The organism is Sulfurospirillum sp. E15m (genome assembly GCF_059415145.1).
Genome location: NZ_JCAHZS010000001.1, coordinates 349,369 through 362,425, shown reverse-complemented (window position 1 = coordinate 362,425; position 13,057 = coordinate 349,369). Strand labels below are relative to the sequence as shown.

Here is a 13,057-nt window from a genome sequence, read left to right as displayed (position 1 = left end):
GGTGGGACTATTCCACCTCTTTTACCAACGCTTCTATTTGCTCTATAATCTTATGATGACGGGCTTTGCGCTCTTCAATAAATTGAACTTTTTCCTCTTTTAACGCTGCAAACTGACTAATGAGCCTGTCATAATCTTTGCTGAGAAAGGTATGGCGTGTATTCATCATATTTTCAAGTTCATAAAGGTGAAATGATGTGCGTAAACGCTCTTGAATCTCATCAATCTTAGGCTGATACAGTGAAAACTTTGTTGGGTTTTCTTCATAAAGTTTGACAGATTTTTCAATCTTGTTTTCTAAAAACGCCACACACACTTCAGTTGCGTTTTGATAGTTGAAGCTTACGGCACTGCTTAGGTGATTGAACTCCGAGCTAATCTTGGCGTAAGAGTCTGCTATTTCGTCATTAAATGGCTTTAAAATATTTTCATACACTTTAGAGGCAAAACGGCGCATATTGGCAAACTCTATGTCTGAATGCAACTCTTCGCTTTTGCGAATGACTTCGTACGGAGCTTGCCATTTTAAGATACCTTGTTCCAAAGACTTATAGACTAAACGATTTTTTTCATTGACCTCGTTTTGAATAGCACTCAAATTTCTCACGTACTGTTTAAACATCTTGCCAATCAAATTGTCTTCATAAAATAGACTTTTATAGATAACATCAGAATTGATTTTGGGCGCTTGGTATTCAAAAGGTAAGTAGTGCGTCTCTTTACTTAAAAAACTTTTTTTCTGCGCTTCATAACGAACCTGCTTTTGTGTTGTCATTTGATTATAAATCGCATCTGAGATGGTTTCAATAATTTGCTCAATGCGCATAAATGCACTTTTCAGGTCATGCGAAAATTTGCTTTTAAGGTCCGTAAACAGACCTTTTGACTGCATTTCAAAGCGAACGATTTCATCTAAGAGTTCATCGTAAATCGTTAAAAAAAGTTGGTGCTGTGCAATCAATTTTGAAGCAATATCTTTAATCTCTTTGCTAATAGCAAACTCTTTAGCTTGCGTCGCTTTGGGTTGTATTTCTTGACGTATAAACGTAAGGACTTTGTCGATATTAGAATCTTCCAATAACTGGATATTTGAACTTAAATCACCCTCTAAAATAGCGTCTAACTCTTTTTGATACGCTTTAAATTCAGAATCTATTGCTTTAAAATCAATCTTTTCGCCACTGTTTTGTAGTTTTACATGTAATTCATGCATAAAGAGTTCGAGTCGTTCTTCCATCATGACTTTTTTATCATGACTGCGTGACTCTAAGGCTTGGCGAGCTGAGATGGGAATGACATCGCTAAAGAACTCTTTAAAAGCCGTTTTGACATAAGTGGTTGTCTCTTCAACTTGTGTGGGCGTAAATTTATCTTTTTGATTTAAGACACACAGTGACTTGTTTTGATATTTGCCTAAGTACTCTTCTAAGACTTGAAGCTCACTCATCTTACCCGCATTATCGATAAGCGTCAGCCAAATGATACCATCTACTTCTTTGAGTACTTTCTCCGTGGTTTGCGTATCGCTTGCTGCTTGAGAATTGAGTCCGGGAGTATCGACAAAAACAATATCTTTGAGGATATTGAGAGGTGCATACAAAACCAAATAAGCAATATCTTCGACATGTTCACGTTGGTCGGTAAAATTAGCAATGGAACTGATATCGTGGTATTCGTCCCTTCCATCTTTGTAACGCACACGAATTTTAAACGCATCGCCGTAACGAATGTAATTTACTTTAGAGGTGACAGGTGTAATACCCGTGGGTAAAATACTCTTAGCTAATAGGGCATTGAGAAATGTTGATTTACCACTGGAAAACTGCCCCGTAATTGCCACTTTCATTGGCTCCTCAGAACGCATTTGCAGGCGATAGAGTGCTTCTTTGAGTTGGGTTGAAGGCGAATGTTTGTCGTCTAAAAGGATGTACTGGATTTTTTTAAGAGCTCCTAAGAGCGTCGCATCAAACGTTGGGGTTACTTTTAAAAATTCGGCTTTATAAGAAGCGATAAAATTTTCTAATAGACTCATTTTGCTTCCTTTGTACCATTTAAATCTTTAAGCACGATGTGCATAACGCGCTCTTTTTCTTTGATTTCCAAAATTCTTGCATCTTTTTGAAAGCTTTGATCTTTCATCTGTTTCATGGCTTTTTCAAGCGTTGCTTCTTCATGACCAAAGCGCTCCTCAATCTCTTTAGCAGGAGCTTTGCATAAGACGACAAAAGCATTGAGCAATTCTGCATTCACGCGTTCGAGTTTACTCTCTAACATCTCTTTAATCGTGTCAAATTCTGCACCAAACAGTGAATCGCAAATACTTGAGAGTTGGCTTTGTTCATTTTTACCGTATTTTCGGATGGCTTCATTGACACTGGCAATAATCGCCATACTATTTTTAAACACCAAAATAGAACCCAAATGCTCTTCACAAAATGTTTTGGCATCAAAGTGAACTTTAGCATCTTCATGTTTGAATTCACCGTATTTTGCATCCATAAACTCAAGCATACTTTGCATTTTCTTTTCAAATTCATAGCGATAATCACGAATAAAATCAACCATACCATCTTTGATAGCGGTTTGTATAATAGAAGAAATTCGCTCTTCTTTGGGTGCCTTTTTATTTTTCGTAAACTCATAGCTAACATCATCCATAATGCGGCGTTTTACAACAGATTGTAATGTATCCAGGCGGTTATAGGCAAATTTATGCAACGTGGTAAAATAGTGTTGCATTTCTAACTGACTCTGCGCAATCGCTTGATTGATTTGCTCTAAAAAGTTTAAAATACTCTGTTTATTTTCTTGATGTTTAGCATACGCTTGTTCTATCTCTTCTTGTGAAATAGAGAGTAAATGCATCTCTTGTTCAAAAATTGAAAGGGATTCTTCTACAATAGATTCAATTTCATTGCGATTTGCGGTAATAATCAAATTAGCTTTTTGACTATTTTCACCAAAAAGCACCTCTTCGAGATACGCTTCAACCAATGGAAGGCCCGTTCTTTGCATATCGTATCCAAGCGCATTTGCTTCATTGCTTTTGCCTAGTTTGTGCATTAAAGCTAGTTTTCCCGCAATCGGAATAAAAACAATTTTCGCAATTACTTCATCAAGTTTTGCACCCTTGTTTTGTTCTTTTAAACGGGCTTCAATACTACGCTTCGTATAAGCAATGACTTCTTCTAGCTCTTTTTCTTTAATCGCATCAATCCGTGTAATGACAATCAGCAGTTGCGCAACATGACGATAAAGCAAGGCATCAATGATAAAATCAACATCTTTTTGTGTTGCCGCTTGTGCTGCATTCATCAGATGAATCATTAAATCACATTCACTTAAGTACTCTAAAGTAATCTCTTCACGCTGAACGACAGGGTCATCAAGACCTGGAGTATCGACAATTTGTACGCCATCTTGGACAAATTTTAGGTCGGTATAAAGCTCTACGCTTTTAACGAGATTGCATTTTTTATCGGAATGTTTTGCGGAAGTGTAAAGCGCTAAATCATTCACAGCAATCGTTTGACTCTCGCCTTGTGGAGTAATCCATGTTGAAAACTGTGTTCCAAAATGTGCCTTACTCTCTGCGACAAAGGCTTCTAAACTTTTAAGACTTTTAGCACCCTCTTCTATTTTATGCCACTCTTTAGCATTCCAAAAATTGACAACGGCATATGGCTTTTTGGCATATTTAATCAATGTGAGATTCGCGGTTTCAGGAACAACAGACGTCCCAAGAACTTCTTGCCCTAAGAGTGCATTGAGCATCGTAGATTTTCCAGCATTCATGACACCCGTAATACCAATCGAAAAACGTTGGTTTTGGAGTCTTAGAAGCATCGCGTCCAATTTCTCATTCAATAAAGGAACTTCAATACTCTGTTTGAGATTATCAATCGCTGTCATTAGGATGTTAAGTGCTGTTTTATAATGGTTTTCTTGGACGGTTGCACTTTTTACATGTAAATTAATTTTTTCTATTTTTTTCTCTTCAATAAGCGAAATCAACGTACTGAGCGTTCGCAAACCATCATAAGAGATGACCTCTTCTTTGCGTAAGATTTCTAATCGCTTGATAATGGTCGCATTAATCTGCACATTGCCAATATCCATGAGAAAAAGTAATACTTGTATTTGCGCGTATTGAACAGACTCTTTCGTGAAAGGAGTTGAAAAAAGTGTCTGTAGGACTACTTTAGGAGCTTCAAGCATGCCCATATTCGCCATATTTTGCGGATTGATGATCAATAAAATAGCAATGCTATCGCAAAAATCATCGAAAGTGTTGGATAACGTGTGACTGAGTTGAGATTTTTGTTTTTCTTCTAAAACAACTTGTTGGGTTATTTTCTCATTCCAAACAAGCAAAAAAAAGTCATTGACAACATGCATACAGGGCTATCTTTAAAATTTTTTAATGAGATTTCTTACGGTATTTATTATATCAATATTTCTTATAATAGAAACAAAAATGTTGGATTAACCATTCTGATTAAGGCAAAAAAAGGATGGGACAAGTGCCCCACCCTTTATCAATTTGAATGTTAGCGAAGTGCTACGAGTTTTCTTCTCATATAGGCAATTTTTGATTGAAGTGGTAAGTGTTTTGGACAGTTGTCTTCACAAGCAACAAGGCTCATACATCCAAAAATACCATCATCATCACCAATGAGTTCATAGAAATCTTCATCGGTTCTATCATCATGTGGATCCATTGCAAAACGTGCAACTCTGTTGATACCAACCGCACCGATAAAGTTTGGTCTCATCAATTTTGTTCCACATGCAGCAACACAAATACCACATTCGATACAACGATCAAGTTCAAATGTCTCATCAGCGAGTTTTGGATCCATTGGTGCTTCGAGTTTAGAAATATCAGGTTTATGATTGGTATGAATCCAACTCTCAACACGTTTACTCATTCCGTTCATCCAGTTACCGGTATCAACAGAAAGGTCTTTAATGAGTTTGAATGCTGGCATAGGCATTAACTGAATAATACCATCTTTGAAATCTTTCGTTAAAGTTCGGCATGCGAGTCTTGGAGTACCATTCACCATCATACCACAACTTCCGCAGATACCTGCACGGCATACAAAGTCAAATGAGAGGTCTGCATCTAAAGTTTCACGAATTTTTGTCAAAGCAATAAACAGAGTCATACCATCTGTCTCTTCAAGTTTATACTCTGCAAAATGTGCTTTAGAAAGTTTTGATTGTGGGTTATATTTCATAGCCCTGATCGTAATAGTTCTACTCATTTTGTATCTCCAAATCTCTCATTTTTAGCTTTATAGTATGGTTGCAATTCAAATGGCATCAATGCATCTTGGATTTCATGTCTATCTTTGCCTGCTGCTTCCATCTCTTCACGAATTTTATCCACTTGCTCTTGTCTTTGTGTACTAATTGGGTTTTCGATAATATTACCTTTAACACCATATCCACGGAATGCTGGTGGCATTTCCATTTTCATAATGTCAAGTTCTTCATAAGTTACTGTTGGTAATGTCTCACCATCTTTCCATGAAGTAAGTGTTCTCTTCAACCAATTAACATCATCACGTTTAAGATAATCTTCTCTATAGTGTGCACCACGACTTTCTGTTCTATCACGTGCACCCACAGCAACACAGAGTGCAAGTTTAAGCATCATAGGAACACGGTACGCTTCTTCTAACTCTGGGTTAGCAGAGGTTGTTTTTGATTTAACAGTAACATCGTGAGATTTTTTAAGAAGGTCTTCAAGTTCATTAACCGCTTCTGCAAGTCCTTTGCCATCACGGAAAATCGCAACTTTTTCCCACATAATATCACGCATTTTGTTTTTGATTTCAAAAATGTTGTATTTACCTTTGTTGGTCAATAGATGATTAATGAAATCGCTTTGTTTTTTAAGTGCTCTCTCAATCGCTGTTGTATTAACATCAATTTCATGAGATAGACAGAAATCTGCGAAATAATCACCCACAATCATACCAGCAACAACGGTCTCACTGACTGAGTTACCACCAAGACGGTTAAATCCGTGCATATCCCAACATGCTGCTTCACCTGCAGAGAAAAGACCTGAAAGTGTTGGAGACTCACCGGTTGGTTTGGTTCTAATACCACCCATTGAGTAGTGTTGCATTGGAAGAACAGGTGCCCAACCTTTTGGACCTTCATCCGCAGGGTCAATACCGTTAAAGATTTGACAAATTTCTTGTACATCTCTTAGGTTTCGCTCAATGTGTGCACGACCAAGAATAGAGATATCTAACCACAAGTGCTCGCCATACGGAGATTTAACACCTTTACCTTTACGGATGTGTTCCATCATACGACGACTTACAACGTCACGACTTGCGAGTTCTTTTTTCTCTGGCTCGTAGTCTGGCATAAAACGGTGACCATCAACGTCACGTAAGATACCACCATCTCCTCTACAGCCCTCTGTTAAAAGGATACCTGATGGGACGATTGGGGTCGGGTGAAATTGTACTGCTTCCATATTACCAAGTTTTGCAATACCTGTTTCAAGAGCAATAGCAGCACCGATACCATCACAAATAACCGCGTTGGTTGTTTGTTTGTAAAGTCTTCCATAACCACCCGTTGCGATCAATGTACCTTTAGCCACATATGCCCAAAGCTCACCTGTAACAAGGTCTCTGACAACAGCACCGTAACAGCGGTTGTTTTCGTGAATTAAAGCAATCGCTTCTTTTCTATCTTCAATATTAACATTATGTTTTAATGCTTCATTCGCAACACCAAAAAGCATGGTATGTCCTGTAGCATCCGCTGTATAACAGGTTCTCCATTTTTTGGTACCACCAAAGTCACGAGAGTGAATGTAACCATGTACTTCATCATCTTCAACAATGGTTGTTCTCTCAGCATTCATAATCGCCTCACGAGGACCTTTTTGAATTCGTGTCCAAGGCACACCCCAACCCGCTAATTCGCGGATCGCTTTAGGAGCAACGGTTACGAACATACGAGCAACTTCTTGGTCACAACCCCAGTCGCTACCTTTTACAGTATCGGCAAAGTGAACATCTTCGTTGTCACCACGACTCATTTTTGAGTTACCAAGACTTGCTTGCATACCACCTTGTGCCGCAGCAGAGTGTGATCTCTTTACGGGACAAAGACTTAAAACTGTTGTACTAAGACCTTTAGATTGCGCTGCAATCGCCGCTCTTAAACCTGCTAAACCACCACCGATAACCAGTGCATCACAATATTTTACGTTCATGTTTACGCCCTAACCTTCACATCATATCTTACTTCTACTTGTGCAGTTGGCTGAAATCTTTCACCTACATTGTGTCTGTGTTCGTATCCAATTTTTACATACGCTGCAAGAGTCAAAAGACCAAGTGCAAGGAAAAATGTTGTGACAGCCCATTTTACTTTTTTAAGATTTTTACGAGATGCTTTTGCATCTGCACCTTCAAACCATCCCCATTTAACACAAAGACGATAAAGGCCGATACCACCATGGAATTCTACTGCTAAAAGAAGAAGAAGATAAAATGGCCACATATAATCAGAGTACATTCTATCAGCTGAACCAAATGGTCCGATTTCATCTGCTTTAGTCGCCATTGTAAACAAGTGAGCAGAACCTAAGAAGAACATCGCGAAACCAGTAAACGCTTGTGTAAACCACATCGTTGTATCATCATGTTTCATCATGCCCATATGTGTTTTATATGCTTGGTATTGTCTAAAGTTAATAGGCAATTTACGCATTCCAAGCATTGCATGGACAATAAATACTGCAAAAACGAATAAGACGATTGCAGAAACAATTACAGGCTGTGGCTCACTTAAGAACATACTGCCTTCAAACATTTTGGTTATGGTGTACATAAAATCTTTGCTAATCAAGATTGTTGAAACAAAGAACATATGTCCCCACATAAACAAACCTAAAAATAGACCCGTCGCACTTTGAATATAATCAAGTTTCGCTGGAAGTCTACTTTTTTTTCCCTCAATACTAGTACCTAGAAAACCTTCAAGTAGGTCACTCACATCTCATCCTTTTTGTGAAGTTTGATAAACACGCATTAATGTGCAAAACGCCACAGTGACGTCTTATTATCTTTTGTAAAAGCTTTCTTAAGCCCTAAAGCTAACAAGCCATAATTATGCCGTTTTGCACACAACTGCTGAAATTATAATATAGCAAAGGGGATTTAAAAGGGATTTTTTTATCCCTTTTTTCCTCGCCAAATTATAACACCATATAATAGTAACGAGGCCACGACCATGGCTAAAGAGAGCGCTTGTCCCTTACTCATCCACCCACCATAGACAAAACCGATTTGAAAATCAGGTTCTCGGTAAAACTCTGCGACAAAACGTGCTATGGAGTAAAAAGCACCGTATAAAGCGATTAATTCTCCATCGTATCGCTTATGCAAACGATACCAATAGAGGATAAGAAAAACAACCAATCCTTCAAGGAGTGCCTCATAGAGCTGAGAAGGATGGCGTAAAACACCGTCCACATAAATTCCCCATGCCACATCGGTAGGTCTACCAACTAATTCTTGATTTAAAAAGTTTCCAATGCGTCCGAAGATATACCCCACAGGAACACTGAGGGCTACAACATCTAAAAGGCCCCATATCTTCATCTTATGCCTAAGACTAAAAAACCATGTTCCAAGCAAAAAGCCTACGATAGCACCATGATAGCTCATTCCACGTATGCCGACGAATGTTCCATCCATAAAAGGATTAAACATTTGCCACGGATGTGTCAAATAGTAATCAACATGCGGATCATAAAAGAAGATATACCCTATACGCGCTCCCAAAATAATGCCGATTTCTATCCAGATGAAATAGTTTTCTAACACTTGATTGCTAAACCCTAAATTGTCTTTTTTTACAAACCATTTAGCGGCATACAATGCTCCTAAAAGCGCACAAATATACATAATGCCATACCAATGAACGGCTATAGGGCCTAACTTGAAGGCGACAGGGTCAAAATGCGAATAAATTTCATTCCAAAAAAGCATAAAAATCCTTACATGTAAAAAGAAAAGTCTACCCGAAGAAGGTTGAGAAAGTCTTTAGAAGCTCAATTGCTCACATACGACCTGATTACGCCCATTCTCTTTAGCACGGTACAATGCCTCATCCACACGTACCATCATGCTCTTTTCATCATCTCCCTCATGAAAGGTTGCCACCCCAAAACTGGCTGTTTTCATTCCAACCTGTGAAAAGGAAAACGATGCAACGCATAGACGCAATTTTTCTGCTAGTAAAGAAGCATTTTCAAGGGTACTGTTGGGCAATAAAAGTAAAAACTCCTCCCCACCCCAACGCCCAAAAATATCTTCAGAGCGAATCTGTGCTTTAACGCATAAAGCAAACTCTTGCAAAATCGTGTCTCCCACTTGATGCCCATAGATATCATTGACCGATTTAAATTTATCAATATCAAGCAAGATAATTGAAAAAGGCGTGTGATGTCGCCTTGCAATCGAAAGATGGTGCGCAAAGACTTCATCCAATTTTAAACGATTGTAAAGTCCTGTGAGTCTATCGGTGATAGAGAGTTCTTCGACCCGTTTTTTATCGGTAATATCCGTTCGAATGGCGGTATATCCAATTAAAGAGTAATCTTCATCGTACAGTGGCGCAATAATCGTCTCCACCCAATACGCACTGCCATCTTTATGTCTATTTTTAAGCTCACCTCTCCAAATCAAACCACTTTTAATCGCCTTCCACATCTGCTCATACACCGAGGAAGGAACATCCGCATGACGTACAATCGAATGATTGGCACCAATGAGTTCTTCTTTAGAGTATCCTGAAATCTTACAAAACGCCTCACTGACCTCGGTAATCACACCCTTTAAATCGGTGGTCGAAATAATCACATGTTTATCAATAATACTTAAATATTCTTCCAATTTATATTTTGATTTTCGATAGTTGGTAATATCTCTCAAGGTTAAAACTACCGCACTGACATTATCGTTATCATGTAAATAAATAGGTGCCGCATTCATTTGAATCCATACAAGAGGATAATCCTCTCTTTGAATCCCCATAATAATACCATTTTGTGACTCACCCGATCTCAAAACCTTCATAAAAGGAAGCTCTTCTGGTAAAAAAGAAGAACCATCTTCATGAAGGGCTTTCCATGGAAGATCACTATTAAGTGTTCCAATCAGCGTCTTATTAAAAGAAGGTAATATCTTTTTTGCAGTATCGTTGCACTCTGTTATGACCCCTTCACGATTAATCACCATAACGCCTTCTTGCATCGTTTTAAAAAGAAGACGCACCCATGCCTCAGATTCGGAAAGCTGTTTTGTTTTTTCTTCCGCAATCTCATACGCACGGCTACGTGTACGTTGCAAAGCATACATCCATCCACTCAATAGTATGGAAAAAAGTATGCCAATAAAGACTTGAATATGAGGGAAATAATGATTTAATTGATTATGCAATACGCTATTGGCTTTAAAATAGAGTGTCCAATGAGTATCATATGACGTAAATACAACGGAACGCTCTAATCGAGGCTTGGTTAATTGTGAATTGGAATTATATAACAGTGTCTCCTCGCTTAAAGATTCACAATCATACACTTCAAAACTCACTAACCCATCATTCGCTTTTAAAATATTTTCAAAAAAGGTATTGACTTTTATGGCGCTGTAAACAACCCCTTTTGCAGCAGCTAAACGCTCTGCCTCATTTTGAAGTGAATGATGACGATAATAAAAAGGCATGTAAATAATAAACCCTTTTTTTTCGGAAGCTTGCGCTTGTTTCACAAATTCAATTTTTGGCGTAATGGTTACAGAGCCTTTTTTTAAAGCCTTTTCGATGTTTTGCCTGCGCATCGCTTCAGAACCCATGTCATACCCTAAAATCTGTACAGTTTGTTCTGTAAAAGGCTCAATATACGTAATGGGAAAGAGTGTTGAATGAGAAGAAGATGAGGGGAAAATCTTATACTGTGCCATAGCACTGTCTTCTGCCATCTTTTTTTCATAGGCTTCTCTCTTCGAAGCTTCCACCAAAGGCACATACCCTAAAGCATAAAGGCTTGGAAAATTAATGGCTAAGTCATGCATCTTTGCAAAAGTATGCCACTCATTGCGGGTAATAGTTTCTGAAGCAAAAATAAACGCAGCACTGCTGTTTAAAAGTTGTACATGGGAGTCGAGTTCTTTTTGAATTAAAGCGGTTATCTCTTTAGAGGCAGCATCAAACCGTATCGCTTCAACATTTTCAATCCATTGATAACTCTTCCATGCCATCAACATGGAAAAAAGCACACCCACAAATAAGACCACTAAAGGTAAAAATGAAAAAGTATACAAACGCCTTAATACGTGCACCATCGCTCCTCAAAAGTCTATTAAGCGATTGTAGCACAAAAGAAGAAAAATAACGCAGCAAAGAGGTGTAAGGAGCGTTAGAAGCTCCTTACATGTAAAGTTATTTAACCTGAATTTTTTTCACTTCACTTTTTTCAATTTTAAGTTTAGGCAGCACAACTTCTAGCACGCCATTTTCACTGCTGGCTTCAATGTTTTCCACATCCACATTTTCAGGCAGAGCAAACGAGCGTTGGAATTTTCCATAACTGCTTTCTACTTTGTAGTAGTCATTCTCTTTGCGCTCCTCTTTGAAGCTTCGCTCCCCTGAGATAATAATCTGATTTTCTTTGAGGTCAATGTGAATATCCTCTTTTTTCACCCCTGGTAAATCCACCTCAATATGGTAGGCAAACTCACCCTCACGGGTACTGACACTGGGACGAAACGCAGAGATGTCACCCTCTTCACTTTGAGCGCTCGGGTAGTAATTAAAAAGCCTACTTTCAAGTTCTCGTAACTCTTTAAAGGGATTATAACGTGTGACTAACATAATGGACTCCTTTATTTTTTTTGATAGCAGAAGTCTATTACATGTAAAAAAATATGTCTGCCACTTAAGTAGCAGAGTTACTCTAAAGGGAGATGCTCCAGCAGGTTTTGAGAATCTTTAATGTAAATCTCTTTACGCTTAATATCAATAAGCCCCTCTTTTTTAAGCGATTGGAGGTTTCGATTGAGCACTTTACGAACCGTGCCTATAAGGTTGGCAAGTTCATCGTGAGAAAGGTTGTTGATGAGTTTGAGGGTTTGTTTGTCGCCCTCTTTTTCAATGTTTTTCGCAATGAGCTTCACCAACCGTGTGGTCGTATCGTACAAAGAGAGGTCTGTTGCCAATGTCTCAACATCACGCAACTGCTTAGCGACATAAGGGAAAAAGAGTTTGTTAAACGAGGGCTTCGTTTCTATCCACTCACGAAAGAGCTCAATGGGAAATACCAGCAGTTTTACATCGTCTAACGCCATCGCCATATTTTCATGCGCTTTGCCGTCTAAGAGACTTACCACATCGTACATATCGCCTTTGGATAAAAGATACAAAATCTGCTCTTTGCCGTTTTCAAAGTTAATTTGCGAAATTTTGACACGCCCTTCTAAAATGATAAAAAAGTGCTCCATACACTCCTCAGGTCGCATCAAGATTTCACCTTTTTTGACATAGGTTATCCGCCCAAAACGGGCGATATCTTCGTGAAGCTCTTGTTGTATGACCTCTAATGCGTACATAATTATTTCACCTCTCCATCCACATACATCCATGCTTTACCATAACGTTTAAAGCGAGACTGCTCTTCATGAACGCCTTGAGCGCCATTTTGTATAAAACTGGCACGAAACGTGACTTTGCCAACAGTGTCTTTTTCCTCACCTTGCCACGTCTCTAAGACTTCAAGTCCCATCCATGCTAAACCTTTACATGTAAAAGCAATTTCTTCTTTGAGATGTTTAGCTCGGTTGTTCGGATGCGTCGTTTCATACAAATAATCCACCAAGGAAAAGACAAAAGCGCTGTAACGTGAACGCATCAGTGCAACCGCCGTGGGGGCATTCCCCTTTTTATGATACGGTTCACAGCAAATTTCATAAGGTTTTAAACTGCCACAAGGGCATAAGTCACGTTCATTCATAGC

General features: G+C 38.6%; 10 protein-coding genes. All 10 read right to left on the bottom strand.

From position 1 onward, the window contains the following. Window positions 1-7: 7 nt before the first annotated feature. Window positions 8-2,032 carry a dynamin family protein gene (locus AC5SLP_RS01840; protein WP_495253428.1) on the bottom strand — a complete coding sequence of 675 codons (2,025 nt, stop codon included), beginning with the start codon at window positions 2,030-2,032 and terminating at the stop codon, window positions 8-10. Further along, complete coding sequence (locus tag AC5SLP_RS01835) at window positions 2,029-4,398, bottom strand: dynamin family protein (protein WP_495253427.1); 2,370 nt, start codon at window positions 4,396-4,398, stop codon at window positions 2,029-2,031. The genes AC5SLP_RS01840 and AC5SLP_RS01835 overlap by 4 nt, the downstream gene beginning before the upstream one ends. 152 nt (window positions 4,399-4,550) lie before the next feature. Further along, on the bottom strand, window positions 4,551-5,270 hold the full coding sequence (locus AC5SLP_RS01830; RefSeq protein ID WP_495253426.1) for a fumarate reductase iron-sulfur subunit: 720 nt from the start codon (window positions 5,268-5,270) through the stop codon (window positions 4,551-4,553). Further along, window positions 5,267-7,252, bottom strand: a complete 1,986-nt coding sequence (locus AC5SLP_RS01825) for a fumarate reductase flavoprotein subunit (RefSeq protein WP_495253425.1) — start codon at window positions 7,250-7,252, stop codon at window positions 5,267-5,269. The genes AC5SLP_RS01830 and AC5SLP_RS01825 overlap by 4 nt, the downstream gene beginning before the upstream one ends. 2 nt (window positions 7,253-7,254) lie before the next feature. Then, window positions 7,255-8,037 (bottom strand): fumarate reductase cytochrome b subunit, encoded by a 783-nt coding sequence (locus tag AC5SLP_RS01820; protein ID WP_495253424.1) that lies wholly within the window; start codon window positions 8,035-8,037, stop codon window positions 7,255-7,257. A gap of 179 nt (window positions 8,038-8,216) precedes the next feature. Continuing rightward, on the bottom strand, window positions 8,217-9,035 hold the full coding sequence (gene lgt, locus AC5SLP_RS01815; RefSeq protein ID WP_495253423.1) for a prolipoprotein diacylglyceryl transferase: 819 nt from the start codon (window positions 9,033-9,035) through the stop codon (window positions 8,217-8,219). A 54-nt stretch (window positions 9,036-9,089) separates the two neighbouring features. Next, window positions 9,090-11,387, bottom strand: coding sequence for a sensor domain-containing diguanylate cyclase (locus tag AC5SLP_RS01810; RefSeq protein WP_495253422.1), 2,298 nt, complete (start codon window positions 11,385-11,387; stop codon window positions 9,090-9,092). A 100-nt stretch (window positions 11,388-11,487) separates the two neighbouring features. Then, window positions 11,488-11,919, bottom strand: coding sequence for an Hsp20/alpha crystallin family protein (locus tag AC5SLP_RS01805; RefSeq protein ID WP_495253421.1), 432 nt, complete (start codon window positions 11,917-11,919; stop codon window positions 11,488-11,490). Between the two features lie 77 nt (window positions 11,920-11,996). Continuing rightward, window positions 11,997-12,653: a Crp/Fnr family transcriptional regulator gene (locus AC5SLP_RS01800; protein WP_495253420.1), complete on the bottom strand. Its 657-nt coding sequence runs from the start codon at window positions 12,651-12,653 to the stop codon at window positions 11,997-11,999. A gap of 2 nt (window positions 12,654-12,655) precedes the next feature. Beyond that, complete coding sequence (locus tag AC5SLP_RS01795; protein WP_495253419.1) at window positions 12,656-13,054, bottom strand: YchJ family protein; 399 nt, start codon at window positions 13,052-13,054, stop codon at window positions 12,656-12,658. Window positions 13,055-13,057 lie beyond the last annotated feature (3 nt).